This is a genomic window from Pseudonocardia pini (assembly GCF_013870575.1).
In the GTDB taxonomy this organism is placed as follows: domain Bacteria; phylum Actinomycetota; class Actinomycetes; order Mycobacteriales; family Pseudonocardiaceae; genus Pseudonocardia; species Pseudonocardia pini.
Genome location: NZ_JACBXB010000038.1, coordinates 1 through 15,285, shown reverse-complemented (window position 1 = coordinate 15,285; position 15,285 = coordinate 1). Strand labels below are relative to the sequence as shown.

General features: G+C 71.0%; 17 protein-coding genes. 6 read left to right on the top strand and 11 right to left on the bottom strand.

The window, feature by feature from the left end; all coding sequences use genetic code 11:
• Together H5J29_RS04585 and H5J29_RS04580 are read left to right on the top strand one after the other, a co-directional pair.
• Positions 1 to 195 (top strand): DUF2631 domain-containing protein (locus H5J29_RS04585; protein WP_181779638.1); only part of this gene is annotated, 195 nt, incomplete at its 5' end.
• A gap of 1 nt (position 196) precedes the next feature.
• A complete protein-coding gene (locus H5J29_RS04580) occupies positions 197 to 1,150 on the top strand; it encodes a DNA polymerase domain-containing protein (RefSeq protein ID WP_181779637.1) in 954 nt (317 codons plus the stop codon).
• 105 nt (positions 1,151 to 1,255) lie between these two features.
• Here the strand turns inward: H5J29_RS04580 and mug are convergent, their stop codons facing one another.
• The 4 genes from mug to H5J29_RS04560 all read right to left on the bottom strand — a co-directional run bounded on the left by mug (position 1,256) and on the right by H5J29_RS04560 (position 4,654).
• Positions 1,256 to 1,810, bottom strand: coding sequence for a G/U mismatch-specific DNA glycosylase (mug, locus tag H5J29_RS04575; protein ID WP_312858054.1), 555 nt, complete (start codon positions 1,808 to 1,810; stop codon positions 1,256 to 1,258).
• 192 nt (positions 1,811 to 2,002) lie between these two features.
• Entirely contained in the window at positions 2,003 to 2,458 is a 456-nt protein-coding gene (locus tag H5J29_RS04570) for a MarR family winged helix-turn-helix transcriptional regulator (RefSeq protein ID WP_220186980.1), read from the bottom strand.
• A gap of 81 nt (positions 2,459 to 2,539) precedes the next feature.
• Positions 2,540 to 3,607 carry an ATP-dependent DNA ligase gene (locus H5J29_RS04565; protein WP_181779636.1) on the bottom strand — a complete coding sequence of 356 codons (1,068 nt, stop codon included), beginning with the start codon at positions 3,605 to 3,607 and terminating at the stop codon, positions 2,540 to 2,542.
• Between the two features lie 60 nt (positions 3,608 to 3,667).
• Complete coding sequence (locus H5J29_RS04560) at positions 3,668 to 4,654, bottom strand: LacI family DNA-binding transcriptional regulator (protein ID WP_220186979.1); 987 nt, start codon at positions 4,652 to 4,654, stop codon at positions 3,668 to 3,670.
• 287 nt (positions 4,655 to 4,941) lie between these two features.
• Here H5J29_RS04560 and H5J29_RS04555 point away from each other — a divergent pair, with 287 nt between their 5' ends.
• The 4 genes from H5J29_RS04555 to H5J29_RS04540 are packed head-to-tail and all read left to right on the top strand — an operon-like array spanning position 4,942 to position 9,241.
• Positions 4,942 to 6,315, top strand: a complete 1,374-nt coding sequence (locus H5J29_RS04555; RefSeq protein WP_220186983.1) for an ABC transporter substrate-binding protein — start codon at positions 4,942 to 4,944, stop codon at positions 6,313 to 6,315.
• Between the two features lie 26 nt (positions 6,316 to 6,341).
• Positions 6,342 to 7,241, top strand: a complete 900-nt coding sequence (locus tag H5J29_RS04550) for a carbohydrate ABC transporter permease (RefSeq protein ID WP_312858055.1) — start codon at positions 6,342 to 6,344, stop codon at positions 7,239 to 7,241.
• The gene (locus H5J29_RS04545; protein ID WP_181779633.1) at positions 7,241 to 8,122 is read left to right on the top strand and encodes a carbohydrate ABC transporter permease; all 882 of its coding nucleotides are present in this window, start codon (positions 7,241 to 7,243) and stop codon (positions 8,120 to 8,122) included. Before H5J29_RS04550 ends, H5J29_RS04545 begins: the two co-directional genes overlap by 1 nt.
• Positions 8,123 to 8,152: 30 nt before the next feature.
• Positions 8,153 to 9,241, top strand: coding sequence for an ABC transporter ATP-binding protein (locus tag H5J29_RS04540; RefSeq protein WP_181779632.1), 1,089 nt, complete (start codon positions 8,153 to 8,155; stop codon positions 9,239 to 9,241).
• Positions 9,242 to 9,315: 74 nt separating this feature from the next.
• On the opposite strand, the gene rlmN is transcribed toward H5J29_RS04540, so the two are convergent.
• The 7 genes from rlmN to tsf all read right to left on the bottom strand — a co-directional run bounded on the left by rlmN (position 9,316) and on the right by tsf (position 15,190).
• A complete protein-coding gene (gene rlmN, locus H5J29_RS04535) occupies positions 9,316 to 10,428 on the bottom strand; it encodes a dual-specificity RNA methyltransferase RlmN (RefSeq protein ID WP_181779631.1) in 1,113 nt (370 codons plus the stop codon).
• 12 nt (positions 10,429 to 10,440) lie between these two features.
• Entirely contained in the window at positions 10,441 to 10,998 is a 558-nt protein-coding gene (locus tag H5J29_RS04530; protein WP_181779630.1) for a hypothetical protein, read from the bottom strand.
• Between the two features lie 303 nt (positions 10,999 to 11,301).
• Complete coding sequence (locus H5J29_RS04525; RefSeq protein WP_181779629.1) at positions 11,302 to 12,024, bottom strand: class I SAM-dependent methyltransferase; 723 nt, start codon at positions 12,022 to 12,024, stop codon at positions 11,302 to 11,304.
• A gap of 13 nt (positions 12,025 to 12,037) precedes the next feature.
• Positions 12,038 to 12,985 carry a phosphatidate cytidylyltransferase gene (locus tag H5J29_RS04520; protein ID WP_181779628.1) on the bottom strand — a complete coding sequence of 316 codons (948 nt, stop codon included), beginning with the start codon at positions 12,983 to 12,985 and terminating at the stop codon, positions 12,038 to 12,040.
• Positions 12,986 to 13,543: a ribosome recycling factor gene (gene frr / locus H5J29_RS04515; protein ID WP_181779627.1), complete on the bottom strand. Its 558-nt coding sequence runs from the start codon at positions 13,541 to 13,543 to the stop codon at positions 12,986 to 12,988.
• 20 nt (positions 13,544 to 13,563) lie between these two features.
• Positions 13,564 to 14,319, bottom strand: coding sequence for a UMP kinase (gene pyrH, locus H5J29_RS04510; protein WP_220186978.1), 756 nt, complete (start codon positions 14,317 to 14,319; stop codon positions 13,564 to 13,566).
• 55 nt (positions 14,320 to 14,374) lie between these two features.
• Positions 14,375 to 15,190: a translation elongation factor Ts gene (gene tsf, locus H5J29_RS04505; protein ID WP_181779626.1), complete on the bottom strand. Its 816-nt coding sequence runs from the start codon at positions 15,188 to 15,190 to the stop codon at positions 14,375 to 14,377.
• Between the last annotated feature and the right edge of the window lie 95 nt (positions 15,191 to 15,285).

Genomic DNA, 15,285 nt, shown 5'->3' with positions numbered 1-15,285 from the left:
GAGTGGGGCTGGCACGGGGAGTTCCCGAAGGCCACGTCGATCGCCGGCGTGATCGTCGCGATCCTGCTGCCGGTCATCCTGATCGGGCACCACGCGAGCTGGACCGAGATCCTCTTCGCGGTGGTCCCGGCCGTCGCCATCCTCGCCGCCGTGGTGTGGGGCAACCTGCGCAAGCGGAACGACTGGCGCCGGTAGCTTGAGCGACGCGGTCGAGCTGGAGGTCGCGGGCCGCACGGTCCGACTGTCCAGTCCGGATCGCGTCTACTTCGCCGCCCGGGGCGAGACCAAGCTGGATCTCGCCCGGTACTACATGGCGGTCTCCGACGGGATCGTCCGGGCGCTGCGGGACCGCCCGTGCATGCTGCACCGGTTCCCCAAGGGGACCGACGGGGACAAGGTCCACCAGAAGCGGCTGCCCCGCGGGGCACCGGAATGGGTCCCCACGGTGCGGGTGCACTTCCCCCGCTACAACCGGTACGCCGACGAGCTGGCCGTCGCCCATCCCGCGGACGTCGTGTGGGCGGTGCAGATGTCCACCGTGGAGTTCCACCCGTGGAACTCCCGGGCCGCGGACACCGAGTCCCCCGACGAGTGGCGGATCGACCTGGACCCGATGCCGTCGGCGACCTACGCGGACGTGCGGCGGGTCGCCGGGGTCGTTCGCGAGGTGCTGGACGAGCTCGGTGCGGTCGGGTACCCGAAGACCTCCGGCGGCAAGGGGCTGCACGTCTACGTGCGGATCCCGCCCGCGCACGGGTTCGGCGAGGTGCGCCGCGCGGCCCATGCGTTCGCCGTCGAGGTCGGGCGGCGGTGCTCGCTGGTGGACCTGAACTGGTGGCGCAAGGACCGGGACCCGAAGTCGATCTTCGTGGACTACAACCAGAACGCCCGGGACCACACCATCGCCTGCGCCTACTCCGTCCGCGGCACCCCGGAGGCCCGGGTCTCCACCCCGATCCGCTGGGACGAGATCGACTCGGCCGAGCCGGGCGACTTCACGATCGCGACCGTGCCCGCACGCTTCGCCGAGCTCGGCGACCTGCACGCGGAGATCGACTCGAGCGCCTTCGACATCGCCCCGCTCCTCGAGTGGGCGGACCGGGCCCTGCAGGACGAGGGCACGGACCTCCCGGACCTGGACGAGGCCTGACCCTTCGAGGTGATCACCAGGCCCTCACGCAGGTTCGATCTCGAGAGATCCCGCGTAGCGGCCTGTTGATCTACCCAGGCCGTGGTCATCAGGCCCTGGCGCAGGTCAGAAGGCCGCGGCGCGGAACCGGGCGTACTCGGCGACCAGCCGCGCCTTCGGGTAGTGCGCGTTCAGGCCGCTGGGGTTCGGGAGCACCCAGATCCGCGTCGGGCCGATCGTGGGCTCCTGGGCGCCGACCAGCGCGTCCCGGTCCCCGAACGCCGTGCGGTAGGCGCCCATCCCCACGACGGCGAGCCAGGTCGGGGTGAACCGCTCGACCAGCTTCCCGAGCACCCGGCCGCCCTCGACGAGCTCGGCGTCGGACAGCTCGTCCGCCCGGGCGGTGGGGCGGGCGGCCATGTTGGTGATGCCCATCCCCCAGGCGGGCAGCTCGCCCTGCTCCTCCGGGCGCAGCAGCCGCGGGGTGAACCCCGACTCGTGGAGCACCGGCCAGAAGCGGTTCCCGGGGCGGGCGAAGTGGTGTCCGGTGGCCGCCGAGACGAGGCCGGGGTTGATCCCGCAGAACAGCACCCGCAGGGCGGGATCGTCCGGGCCGGGGAGCACGTCGGGCAACGAGTGCGCGCGAGCCGCTTCCAGCTCGGCGGCGGTCGGCAGGGCCACGTGCGCATCATCCACCTGCGACGATCATCGCGCGCGGCGACCCGGTCCGGTGATCGCACGTTTCGTGCTCTCAGCGCGCCCACGACCGCGCTGGGTGCACGCGATCGCCGATCATGCAGCGCTGACAGCACGAAACGTGCGATCTTGAAGCGCCGGGCACGCACCTGTGAGCGAGGGGGCGCCGCTCACGGCTCAGGACAGGTTGCGCGCCATCTTCTGCAGCACCTCGACCGCGGCGCGGTACTCCTCCTCGGAGACCCCCTCGGTGATCCGCGCGCGGTAGTCCCGGATCGCGACGATCAGTCGTCCCCGCGCGGCGGAGCCGGTGGGGGTCACGGTGATCCGACCCGCCACCTCCTGCACCCAGTGCTGGGCGCGGAGCTGGTCGAGCACCAGCCGGGCCGTGGCGCCGGAGCCGGCGAACGGGGCGAGGGCGGCATCGAGCGCGGCCACGGTGTCGGCGCCGCCCGCGATCGCGTTGAGCGCCTGCCAGTGCCGCCGCCCGATCCCCTCGTCCTTCAGCACCCGGTCCATCGAGGACTCGATCAGCTGGTCGACGCGTTTGAGCCACCAGCCGATGGGTTTGTCGGCCGAGTGGTCGCAGCCGGGCCCGTGCACGTGCCCGGGCGCGTCGGAGGGGGTGGCCACGGATCAAGGATGCCCCATCTGCGGCGCCCTCACCAGCGACGACGTCGACAGCCTCGCGAGCGGTGCCGTGCACGGGTCGGGTCAGCCGACCGTCAGCACCTCGGCGAGGTCGAACGAGACCGGCCGCTCGAGCTGCTCGTAGGTGCACGACTCGGGCGTGCGGTCGGGGCGCCAGCGCACGAACTGTGCGGTGTGCCGGAACCGCGAGCCCTCCATGTAGTCGTAGCGCACCTCGACGACCCGCTCGGGCCGCAGCGGGACGAACGAGAGGTCCTTGCCGTTGTTCCAGCGGCTGCCCTCGTTCTTGCGCGGCGTGCGTTCCCCGGTCATGTGCGCCGCCCAGTTCCAGGGATGCCCCTCGAACTCGGTGACCAGCGGCTGGAGCTCGGTGAAGAGCTCCTTGCGCCGGGCCATCGGGAAGGCCCCGACGACCCCGACCGACGCGAGCACGCCCCGCTCGTCGACCAGGCCGAGCAGCAGGGAGCCGATCGCGTCGGGGCCCGACTTGTGCACCCGGTAGCCGGCGACCACGCAGTCGCAGGTCCGCTCGTGCTTGATCTTGGTCATCACCCGCTTGTCGGGCTGGTAGGTCTGGTCGGCCTTCTTGGCGATCAGTCCGTCGAGCCCGGCGCCCTCGAACTGCTCGAACCAGCGCTGCGCCTCCTCGACGTCTCGGCTCAGCGGCGTGACGTGCACCGGCGGCCGCGCCTCGGCCAGGGCCTCCTCCAACCGCGCCCGCCGCACCTCGAAGGGCTCGCCGGTGAGGTCCTCGTCGCCCAGCGCGAGGAGGTCGAACGCCACGAAGCTCGCCGGGGTCTGCTCGGACAGCAGCGTCACGCGGCTGGCGGCGGGGTGGATGCGCTGCTGCAGCGCCTCGAAGTCCAGCGTGTTGCCCTCGACGTTCGCGACGATCACCTCGCCGTCGATCACCGCACGCTCCGGGAAGTTCGCGAGGACCGCCTCGACGACCTCCGGGAAGTACCGGGTCATCGGCTTCTCGTTGCGGCTGCCGATCTCGACCTCCGCGCCGTCCCGGAACACGATCGACCGGAAGCCGTCCCACTTCGGCTCGTACAGCTGACCCGGCGGGATGTCCTTGACCGGCTTGGCCAGCATCGGCTTGACGGGCGGCATCACGGGCAGGTCCACGCGGACAGTCTGCACGGTGGCGCAAATCGCCGTCGTGAGCGGCGATGGTCGCCCTGGCGACTATCGCCGCTCACAGCCGCAGGAGTCTCGGTGCACGAACCTCGGGGCCAGGCGGATCGTCTGCGGAGCCGCGGTCGGGTCACCCATGCGGCGCAGCAGCAGCCGCACCGCCTCCCTGCCGATCTCCGCGAACGGCTGGGCGACGACGGTCAGGCGCGGGGCGAAGAGGTCCGCCCACGGGAAGTCGTCGAAGCAGGCCAGGGCGACGTCGTCGGGCACGTGCACCCCCGCCTCGCGGAAGGCCTGCATCGCGCCGATCGTCATGGAGTTGTTCGCGGTGATCACCGCGGTCGGCGGGTCGGTCCTGGCGAGCAGCGCGTGCACGGCGACCCGCGCGGGCTCCTCGGCGGAGTGTCCGTCCACCAGCAGCTCGACCCCGATCCCGGCCCGCTGCAGACCGAGCCGGTACCCGGCCACGCGCTCGACGGTCGTCCGCAGCCCCGGATGCCCCGCCACCAGGGCGATCCGGGTGTGCCCGCCCTTCGCTAGGTGCCCGACGAGCCCGGCGACCGCCTCGACGTTCTCGCTGCCGACCTGGTCCATCCGGTCGTCGATCAGCCGGTCGACGAGGACGGTCGGGACCCCCTGGGCCGTCAGGAAGCCCAGTGCCGCATCGGGTTGCGCGGAGGGGGCGAACAGGACGCCGTCGACGCGGCGGCCGTGCAGCCGTCGGATCACGGTGTCCTCGTACTCCGGGTCCTCGTGCGGGTCGACGAGCAGCAGCGTGTAGCCCTGCCGCGCCGACTCGGCCTCGATCGCGTGGATCAGCTCGCCGAGGAACGGGTTCGAGATCGCCGGGAGCGCGAGCCCGATCGTCGTGGTGCGGGCCGTGGCGAGGGCCTGCGCGACGGTGTTGGGCGTGTAGTCCGCGGCACGGACGGCGTCGAGCACCAGGGCGCGCGTCTGCGGCCGCACGGCCCGGGTCCCGTTGAGGACGTGCGAGACGGTCGCGATCGACACGCCCGCGAGCCGTGCGACATCGGCCATGGTCGCCACCCGCCACCTCCGAACCCCAGCATCCAGCATCCGAACCTGATCGACGATGACGCGGCCCACCCCGCGTGAGCCGCGTCACCATGACCAGCAAACCACACGAGTTAAGCGGTTGCGCAAGCGCTTAACTTTCGCCTACCGTACACAACAGCGTGACATGGAACACGTCCCGACCCGGAACCCTGCAGCATCGCCACACGACGACATCCGAGGAGGAGGGCACCGTGGCCCCACCGCCGAGCAGGTCGCCCGACCGTCCACCCCACCGAAGGCGCAGTCCCCTGCGGATCGCCCGTTCAGGTCCGCTGGCCCTGCTGGCCGTGGTACTGCTCGCCCTCTCCGGCTGTGCGGGCGCGGGCGCGCTCGGCGGCGGTGGCGAGGGACAGCAGACGATCACCATCGCGATCGTCTCCAACCCGCAGATGCAGGACGCGATCGAGCTCTCGCCGCAGTTCGAGGCGGAGAACCCGGACATCCGGCTGAAGTTCGTGAGCCTGTCCGAGAACGAGGCCCGCGCCAAGATCACCGCCTCGGTCGCGACCGAGGGCGGCGAGTTCGACGCGGTGATGATCTCGAACTACGAGACCCCGCAGTGGGCTGCCAACGGCTGGCTGGTCGACCTCGACCCGCTGATGGCCCAGACCCCCGGGTACGACGAGGACGACTTCATCCCGGCCGTCCGCGGGGCGCTGTCCGGCCCGGACGGGCACATGTACGCGGTGCCGTTCTACGGCGAGTCGTCCTTCCTGATGTACCGCAAGGACCTCTTCGCGCAGGCCGGGATCACCATGCCCGCCCAGCCGACCTGGCAGGACGTCGCCGCGGCGGCCCAGAGGCTGCACGACCCGGCCAACGGGATGTCCGGCATCTGCCTGCGCGGCAAGCCCGGCTGGGGTGAGGTGATGGCCCCGTTCGACACCGTGGCCAACACCTTCGGCGCCCGCTGGTTCGACCCGCAGTGGAACGCCCAGCTCACCTCGCCGCAGTTCCGTGCCGCGGCGAACTTCTACGTCGACCTCGTGCAGAACTACGGCACGCCCGGCGCCGCCACCAGCGGCTTCTCCGAGTGCGGCACACAGTTCAGCCAGGGCAACGCGGCCATGTGGTACGACGCCACGGTCGCGGCGGGCATCGTCGAGAACCCGGAGGAGTCCCGGGTCGCGGGCAACGTCGGCTACGCGCCCGCCCCCGTCGTCGAGAAGCAGGACGCCGGCTGGCTCTACACCTGGTCGCTGGCCATCCCGAAGACCTCCGACGAGGCGGGCACGACCGCCGCGACGTGGAGGTTCCTGTCCTGGATGACCAGCAAGGACTACGGCCCGATGGTCGGCGGGCAGCTCGGGTGGGAGCACGTCCCGCCGGGTGCCCGGCAGTCGACCTACCGGATCCCGGAGTACGTCGAGGCGTCGAAGGCCTACGCGCAGCAGACGCTGGACGCGATCGCCGCGGCCGACCAGAAGAACCCGACGGTCGAGCCCGTGCCCTACACCGGCATCCAGTTCGTCGCGATCCCCGAGTTCCAGGACCTCGGGACGCGGGTCAGCCAACAGCTCTCGGCGGCCGTCGCCGGGCAGCAGACCGCGGACGAGGCGCTGGACCAGGCCCAGGTCTACGCCGAGACCGTCGGCGAGTCCTACCAGAGGGAGGGACAGTGACCGTCACCGAGCAACGGCCGGCGGAGATCGTCCCCCGGCAACCCGCGAGCGCGGGCCGCGAGGGCTGGATCCGGCGCGCGCCGCTGCTTCCGGCGCTGATCTTCACGATCATCGTCACGCAGCTGCCGTTCCTGTTCACGATCTACTACTCGCTGCAGAGCTGGAACCTCGTCCGCCCGGGCAGCGCCCAGTTCGTCGGCCTGGACAACTACGTCAAGGTGTTCACCGACAGCCAGTTCCGCGGCGTCGCGGTCAACACCGTGGTGCTCACCGCGGGCGCGGTGCTGATCTCGATGGTGCTGGGCCTGGCGTTCGCGCTGCTGCTGGACCGGCAGTTCCGCGGCCGCGGATTCGTGCGGACGCTGCTGATCACGCCCTTCCTCATCACGCCGGTCGCGGCCGCGCTGCTGTGGAAGACGGTCCTGTTCGACCCGACCTACGGGCTGATCAACTTCGTGCTCTCGCCCTTCGGCGCGGGCCAGACGGACTGGATCTCGGCCTTCCCGCTGACCTCGGTCATGGTCGCGCTGGTCTGGCAGTGGACGCCGTTCATGATGCTGCTGACCCTCGCGGGCCTGCAGAGTCAGCCGCACGACGTCCTCGAGGCGGCCCGCGTCGACGGGGCGGGGTCCTTCGCGATCTTCCGCGAGGTCACGCTGCCGCACCTGCGCCGGTTCATCGAGCTGGGCATCGTGCTCGGCGCGATCTACCTGGTCAACACGTTCGACGCCATCTACATGATGACCCAGGGCGGCCCGGGCACCGCCAGCGCGAACCTGCCCTTCTACATCTACCAGCGCGCGTTCCTGGGCTTCGACATCGGACAGTCCGCGGCGATGGGCGTGGTGGTCGTGATCGCCACGATCATCGTCTCCACGTTCGCCCTGCGGCTGATCTTCCGCAGCTTCCAGACCGAGGAGGGATGATGGCCGCACCGACCACGGAACGCCCGGCCTCCACGGGCGACACCCGGGAGCTCGCCCCCGCCCGCCGCGGCAACCGCGCCGGACCCGCACTGCTCACCGTCCTGACCTGGATCGTCGGGATCGGGTTCTTCTTCCCGATCCTGTGGATGGTGCTCACGGCCTTCAAGAAGGAGGCCGACGCCTACACCAGCCCACCCTCGCTGTTCTTCACGCCGACGCTCGAGCAGTTCGAGACGGTGTTCAGCTCGGGCATCGGGCCGTACCTGCTGAACTCGCTGTTCGCCACGGTCATGTCCACCGTCTTCGTCCTGCTGCTGGCGGTCCCCGCGGCCTACGCGGTGTCGCTGCGGCCGGTGAAGAAGACCCAGGACGTGCTGTTCTTCTTCATCTCCACCAAGATGCTGCCGGTCGTGGCGGCCATCGTGCCGATCTACGTCGTCGTCAACAACATCGGCATGCTGGACAACATCTGGACGCTCGTCGTCCTGTACACGGCGATGAACCTGCCCATCGCGGTGTGGATGATGCGCTCGTTCTTCCAGGAGGTCCCCAAGGAGCTCCTGGAGGCCGCGTCGATGGACGGGGCGTCGCTGTGGCGCTCCATGCGGGAGGTCGTGCTGCCGGTGGTCTCCCCCGGCATCGCCGCCACCTCGCTGATCTGCGTGATCTTCGCGTGGAACGAGTTCTTCTTCGCCGTCAACCTCACCGCCGCGACCGCCGCGACGGTGCCGGTGTTCCTCGTCGGGTTCATCACCTCCGAGGGGCTGTACTTCGCCAAGCTCTGCGCCGCGGCCACCATGTGCGCGCTGCCGGTCGTCGTCGCAGGCTGGATCGCCCAGAACAAGCTCGTCCAGGGCCTCTCCTTCGGAGCTGTGAAGTGAGAGGGCGCCGTCAAGTGAAGGGGGCCCGTCGTGGCTGACGTCGTGTTCGACCAGGCGTCCCGGGTGTATACCGCCGGGGCCAAGCCCGCCGTGAACCGGCTGGACCTCGAGATCGCCGAGGGCGAGTTCGTCGTCCTGGTGGGTCCGTCCGGGTCCGGCAAGTCCACCGCGCTGCGCATGCTCGCCGGTCTCGAGGAGATCGACGACGGCGAGATCAGGATCGGCGGCCGCAACATGGTCGGCGTGCCGTCGCGGGACCGGGACATCGCGATGGTGTTCCAGAACTACGCGCTGTACCCGAACAAGACCGTCGGGGACAACATGGCGTTCCCGCTCAAGATGCGGGGCGTGGACAAGGCGACCCAGCAGGAGAAGGTGCGCGCGGCCGCGGACATCCTCGGGCTCACCGACTACCTCGACCGCAAGCCCAAGGCGCTGTCCGGCGGGCAGCGGCAGCGCGTCGCGATGGGGCGGGCGATCGTGCGGGAGCCACAGGTCTTCCTCATGGACGAGCCGCTGTCCAACCTCGACGCCAAGATGCGCGTGTCCACCCGCACCGAGATCGCCGCCATGCAGCGACGGCTCGGGGTGACCACGGTGTACGTCACGCACGACCAGGTCGAGGCCATGACCATGGGTGACCGGGTGGCGCTCCTGGCGGACGGCAAGCTCCAGCAGTTCGACACCCCCGCGGACCTCTACGACAAGCCGGCGAACGCGTTCGTGGCCGGGTTCATCGGCTCGCCCGCGATGAACCTGTTCACGCTGCCGGTGTCCGCGGAGGGCGTGCGCATCGGCTCGTCAGAGCTGCGGCTGCCGCGCGAGGTGCAGTCGCGGATCAGCGGGGACCGGGTCACGCTGGGCATCCGGCCGGAGCAGTGGGGCGTCGCGAACGGGGACGGCGGGGCGTCGGCGGGCGGCGTGAAGGCGCAGGTCGACGTCGTCGAGGAGCTGGGCAGCGACGCCTACCTCTACGCCCACCTCGACGACGACGCGCAGACCGCGGTCGTGGTCCGCACCGCGGGCCGGTCGGGGGCGCGCCGGGGCGACCAGATCGTCCTGACCCCGACGAGCGACGAGCTGCACCTGTTCGACCCGGAGTCGGGCGATCGCCTGTAACCCCCCGCCGAGATGAACCTCAGTGTCGTTCGATCATGGTCGAGACGACACCGAGGTTCATCTCGGCTCGGGCGTCAGGTGCGGTTCGCGGCGGCGAGCTGGCCACAGGCCGCGTCGATCTCCTGGCCGCGGGTGTCCCGGACCGTGCAGCTCACGCCTGCCGCCTCGATCCGGCGCACGAACTCGCGCTCGACGGGCTTGGGGCTCGCGTCCCACTCGCTGCCCGGAGTGGGGTTGAGCGGGATCAGGTTGACGTGCACGCGCTTGGTGCCGATCCGCTGCCGCAGGAGCTTGCCGAGCAGGTCGGCGCGCCAGGGCTGGTCGTTGACGTCCCGGATCAGGGCGTACTCGATGGACACCCGACGGCCGGTGGTCTGCGCGTAGCGACGGCCGGCGTCGAGCACCTCGCCGACGTTCCACCGGTTGTTGACGGGGACCAGGGTGTCCCGCAGCTCGTCGTCCGGCGTGTGGAGGGAGATCGCCAGGGTGACCGGCAGGCCCTCCTGCGCGAGCTTGTCGATGGCCGGGACCAGCCCGACGGTGCTCACGGTGATCCCCCGGGCGGAGATGCCGAAGCCGTTCGGGGCGGGCTCGGTGATGCGGCGCAGCGCCGCGACCACCCGCTTGTAGTTCGCGAGGGGCTCACCCATGCCCATGAAGACGATGTTGCTCAGGCGCCTGCCGGGACCCAACGCGCCGTCCTGCGCGGCCTTCGCGGCCTGGCGCACCTGATCAACGATCTCGCCGGTCGACAGGTTCCGCTGCAGCCCGCCCTGGCCCGTCGCGCAGAAGGGGCAGGCCATGCCACAGCCGGCCTGGCTGGAGATGCAGACGGTGGCGCGGTCCGGGTAGCCCATGAGGACCATCTCGGCGAGCGTGCCGTCGTGTCCCTTCCAGAGGGTCTTGCGGGTCTGGCCCTCGTCGCAGACCTGCTCCTTGACGCTGGTCACCAGCGACGGCAGCAGGGCGCCCAGCTGCTCGCGGGCGGCGGCGGGGAGGTCGGACATCTCCTCGACGTCCGCGGTGAGCCTGCCGAAGTAGTGGCGGGCGAGCTGGTCGGCCCGGAACCCGGGCAGACCGAGCTCACCGACGGCGGCCTTGCGCTCGGCAGGGTCGAGGTCGGCGAGGTGTCGAGGGGGCGTGGCGCGCTTGGGCGCGTCGAAGACGAGAGGCAGGGTGGTGGACATCGCCACCCCAGACTACCGGCCCATGCGTTCGCGGATGACCTGCAGCATCCCCGTCCGCCGAACAGCGGCGGCCCAGAGCACCGCGGCGGCGCCCAGCCCGACCACGCCGTAGGGCGTCGCGGTGCCCGCGGTGTTCAGCGCGAGCAGCGAACCGACCGCGCCGAGGACGACCAGCGCCGCCCCGACCGCGACGTACGAGCGCTCCACCAGCACGGACGACAGCGCCACCAACCCGGCGCCGATCACCGCCGCGCCGACCGGGACCGTGAGCTCGCCCCAGCCCCGCCCGATCATCGGCAGTCCGATCCCGAGTGCGACGAGCAGGACCACCACCGCGGCGGCGATCTTGAGGGTGCGGGCGCGCAGGTCCCGGGGCAGCCGGGCCCCGCTCCCGTGCCTGCGCCGGACCGCGGTGAAGAGCCAGCCGGTGAGCAGCAGGCCGCCCGCCATCAGGAGGGTGCCGCCGCCGGTGCCGAGCCCCAGTGAGCCCGCGACCCAGCCCGCGCCACCGAGGAGGACCTCCAGCTGGGGCACGGGGATCCCGGCGGGGGCACGCAGGGTACGGCTCATGTGGTCACGGTAGCGAGGCCCGTGCTCGAGGGGGTGGTGGGGATGGTCGGTGCTGCTGTGTGGGGCACGTTTCGTGCTGTCAGCGCTGCAAGATCACCGATAGCGTGCAGCCAGCGCTGCTGCCGCAGCCGTGAGTGCACGCAGATCGCGATCATGGCTGAGGCCGAGGACGGGCTTCGTGATGATCGCCGAAAGAGTGCGCTCAGCGCGGTGATCACCGCGCTCGAGGCACACAACTCGCGATCTTGCCGCGCTGAGAGCACGAAACGTGCCAGGACGGACGCGTGCCGGGCGCGGCGGCGCTCAGACGAGGAGGCCTGCGGGGCGACGGCGGGTGTGCAGGCGGTAGCCCACCGGGATGCTCAGGCCGATGGTCTCGGCGATCGCCCTGCCTGCGGTGGCGGGGGCGAACTCGATCCGCAGCACCGCCTCGAGCGTGCCGCGGTCCGGGAAACGCCAGGTCGAGGTGATCCGGCGCTGGTCGAAGCCCTGCCGAGCGAAGAACCGCTCGACGGCGGCCGGGTCGTAGCGCGGCAGGTCGGCCCGCAGCCAGGCGCCGTAGGGCGCCACCGTGAAGTCCAGGTCGACGACGGCGAGGACCCCGCCCGGCCGGAGCACCCGGTCCGCCTCCGCCAGCCCCGGCTCGCACCCCTCGCCGAAGAAGTACGCCGTACGGGCGTGCACGAGGTCGGCCGACGCCGCGGGCAGCGGTAGGGCCTCCGCTCCCCCGCGCCGCACGTCGAGGCCTCGCTGTACCGCGCGCTCCACCAGCGGCGGATGGGGCTCGACCCCGACGACCGACCGCGCCTGCTCGGCGAACCGCGGGAGGTGGAACCCGTCGCCGCAGCCGACGTCCACGACGTCGAGCCCCGCCCAGGGTGCGACCTCGGCCAGCGCCGCCCAGAGTGCGCCGTCCGCGTCCTGGGCGCGGTTCTCCTGCTCGTAGACCTCCGGCCAGTGCCAGATGTTGGGGCTGGGGATGGCAGGCCCGGTCTTCAGCTGCCCGCCGAAACCCTTGTACCTCATCGAGCGCGGTGCCTCAGACCGGCACGAACGCGCTGAGCAGCGCCCAGGACACGAACGCGGCGGGGAGCATCGAGTCCATCCGGTCCATCAGGCCGCCGTGGCCCGGGAGGAGGGTGCCCATGTCCTTGATCCCGAGGTCGCGCTTGATCATCGACTCGGTGAGGTCTCCGAGCGTCGCGGTCACCACGAGGACGCCGCCGAGGATCGCGCCGAGCCACCACCGGCCGTCGAGCAGCAGGTAGACGCTCAGCGCACCCGCGACGCCCCCGGCGACCAGCGAGCCGCCGAAGCCCTCCCAGGACTTTTTCGGGCTGATCCGCGGTGCCATCGGGTGCCTGCCGGCGAGGACGCCCGCCGCATACCCGCCGACGTCCGACGCCACCACGCAGATCATGAACGTGAGGACCCGCCCGACGCCGTCCTCCGGGATCACGAGCAGGACCGCGAACGAGACGAAGAACGGCACGTAGGCGGCGGTGAACACGCCCGCCCCGACGTCCCGGACGAAGCCGTCCGCGCCGTTGCCCGGACCGTCCGGACGCCCCATCCGCCACAGCAGCGAGACGAGCACGGTGACGGCGAACGCGATGGCGGAGCCCCGCAGCCCGAAGGGCCAGGCGAGCCAGACCATCGCCTGGCCGCCGACGAGCAGCACCGGCAGCGGGATCTTGATCTTCTGGTTGCTCCGCCGGAACGCCCCGGCGAGCTCCCACGTGCCAACGGCGGCCGCGGCGGCCAGCACGATGACGAACGCCTGCCGCTGGACCAGCAGCGACGCCAGGATGACGGCACCCATCGACACCCCGACGGCGATCGCCGCGAGGAGGTTACGACCGAGCTTGCCCTGCTGGGCCGGCGGCGCGGACGGGGTGCCCGGCAGACCCGACCCGGGGAGGTCGGAGGTCACCGCGGGCTCGTCCTGCTCCCCGGCAGCGGGGTCGGCGTCGTGGGAGGTGGTCATTCAGACCTCGAGGAGCTCGGCTTCCTTGTTCTTGACGAGCTCGTCCACCTGCGCGACGTACCTGTCGGTGGTGCCCTGCAGCTCCTTCTCGGCGCGGGTCACCTCGTCCTCACCCGCCTCGCCCTCCTTGACGATGCGGTGGAGCTCGTCCATCGCCTTGCGGCGCAGGCTGCGGATGGTGACGCGGGCGTCCTCGCCCTTGCCGCGGGCGACCTTCACCATCTCGCGACGCCGCTCCTCGGAGAGCTGCGGGATGATGCAGCGGATGATCTGCCCGTCGTTGCTCGGGTTGAGGCCCAGGTCGGAGTCCCGGATCGCCTTCTCCATCGCCTTGAGCGAGCCGGCGTCGTAGGGCTTGATGACCGCCATCCGCGCCTCGGGGATGTTCACCGAGGCCAGCTGGTTGAGCGGGGTGTAGGCGCCGTAGTACTCGACGACGACCTTCGCGAACATCGACGGGGTCGCCCGCCCGGTGCGCACGCTCGCCAGGTCGTCCTTGGCCACCTCGACGGCCTTCTCCATCTTCTCCTCGGCGTCGAAGAGGGTTTCGTCGATCACGGCTGCTCCCAGGCTCGTACTCAGTTCTCGGGCGTGCTGACCAGCGTGCCGATCCTCTCACCCCGCACCGCGCGGGCGATGTTGCCCTCGCAGAGCAGGTTGAACACGATGATCGGCATCTTGTTGTCCATGCAGAGGCTGAACGCCGTGGCGTCGGCCACCTTGAGCCCGCGCTCCAGCACCTCGCGGTGAGTGATCTCGTGGAACATCTCGGCGTCCGGGTGGATCTTCGGGTCCGCGGTGTAGACCCCCTCGACACCCTTGGCCAGCAGCAAGGCCTCGCACCCGATCTCGAGGGCACGCTGGGCGCCCGCCGTGTCGGTGGAGAAGAACGGCATGCCGACCCCCGCGCCGAAGATCACCACGCGGCCCTTCTCGAGGTGCCGGATGGCCCGCCGCGGGATGTACGCCTCGGCGACCTGGCCCATGGTGATCGCCGTCTGCACCCGGGTGTCCAGGTGGTGCTCGCGCTCCAGGGCGTCCTGCAGCGCGAGGCAGTTCATGACGGTGGCGAGCATGCCCATGTAGTCCGCCCGCGAGCGGTCCATCCCGCGCTGCTGCAGCTCGCTGCCGCGGAAGAAGTTGCCACCACCGATCACGATGGCGATCTGGGCTCCGCTCGCGACGACCTCGGCGATCTGCCGCGACACGGTCTCCACGACCTTGGGATCGACGCCGAGCCCGCCCCCGCCGAACATCTCGCCGCCGAGCTTCAACAGCACGCGGCCGAAGCCCTTGCGGGGGTTGCCCTCGGCGTCGATCCCCTGGTCGCTCATCACTCTCCTCGCTGTGCGGACCCGGCCCCGGGTACCGGGGCGGGTCCGCGGCCGATCAGGCCTGGCCGACCTCGAAGCGGACGAAGTCCTTGACGGTCAGGCCGGCCTCGTCGACCAGCGCCTTGACGGTCTTCTTCGAGTCGAGGACGGAGGCCTGCTCCAGCAGCACGACGTCCTTGTAGAAGCCGGTGATCCGACCCTCGACGATGCGGTCGAGGATCTTCTCCGGCTTGCCCTCCTCGCGCGCGGTCGCCTCGGCGATGCGCTTCTCGTTCTCCACGACCTCGGCCGGGACCTGGTCACGCGTGGTGAACTGCGGGCGGGCGGCGGCGATGTGCATCGCGATGTTGCGCGCGGCCTCGGCGTCCTCGCCCTCGTACGCGACGAGCGCGCCGATGGCGGGCGGGAGGTCGCTGGCGCGGCGGTGCAGGTAGACCGCCACCGGGCCGTCGACGTGGATGTAGCGCTTGAGCTCGAGCTTCTCGCCGATCCGGGCGCTCAGCGCCTGGATGGCGTCGGCCACCGTCCCACCGTCCAGCGGGGCCTTGGCCAGCGCCTCGACGTCCGCGGGCTTCTGGTCCACGGCCACGCCGAGGATCTTGGTGGCGAGGCCGACGAAGTCGTCGCTCTTCGCGACGAAGTCCGTCTCGCAGTTGATCTCGACCATGGTGCCGCCCTCGGCGACGACCAGGCCGTTCGACGTGGTGCGCTCGGCGCGCTTGCCGACGTCCTTGGCGCCCTTGATGCGGAGCAGCTCGACGGCCTTGTCGAAGTCGCCGTCGGACTCCTCGAGCGACTTCTTGCAGTCCATCATCCCGGAGCCGGTGAGCTCACGGAGCCGCTTGACGTCGGCGGCGGTGTAGTTCGCCATCTCGGTGTCTTCTCGTCCTTCGCGGTGTGGTGACCGGTCCGGGGCCCGGGGTTCGTCCCGGGCCCCGGAGCGGATCAGCCTGCGGTCTGCTGGGT

What these genes read in the sequence shown, in the direction of transcription:
- H5J29_RS04560 (WP_220186979.1), bottom strand. Translation starts at nt 4,654, where the DNA reads ATGGCCGATGTCGCACGGCTCGCGGGCGTGTCGATCGCGACCGTCTCG.
- H5J29_RS04545 (WP_181779633.1), top strand. Translation starts at nt 7,241, where the DNA reads ATGGCCGCACCGACCACGGAACGCCCGGCCTCCACGGGCGACACCCGG.
- rlmN (WP_181779631.1), bottom strand. Translation starts at nt 10,428, where the DNA reads ATGTCCACCACCCTGCCTCTCGTCTTCGACGCGCCCAAGCGCGCCACG.
- H5J29_RS04530 (WP_181779630.1), bottom strand. Translation starts at nt 10,998, where the DNA reads ATGAGCCGTACCCTGCGTGCCCCCGCCGGGATCCCCGTGCCCCAGCTG.
- H5J29_RS04525 (WP_181779629.1), bottom strand. Translation starts at nt 12,024, where the DNA reads ATGAGGTACAAGGGTTTCGGCGGGCAGCTGAAGACCGGGCCTGCCATC.
- H5J29_RS04520 (WP_181779628.1), bottom strand. Translation starts at nt 12,985, where the DNA reads ATGACCACCTCCCACGACGCCGACCCCGCTGCCGGGGAGCAGGACGAG.
- pyrH (WP_220186978.1), bottom strand. Translation starts at nt 14,319, where the DNA reads ATGAGCGACCAGGGGATCGACGCCGAGGGCAACCCCCGCAAGGGCTTC.
- tsf (WP_181779626.1), bottom strand. Translation starts at nt 15,190, where the DNA reads ATGGCGAACTACACCGCCGCCGACGTCAAGCGGCTCCGTGAGCTCACC.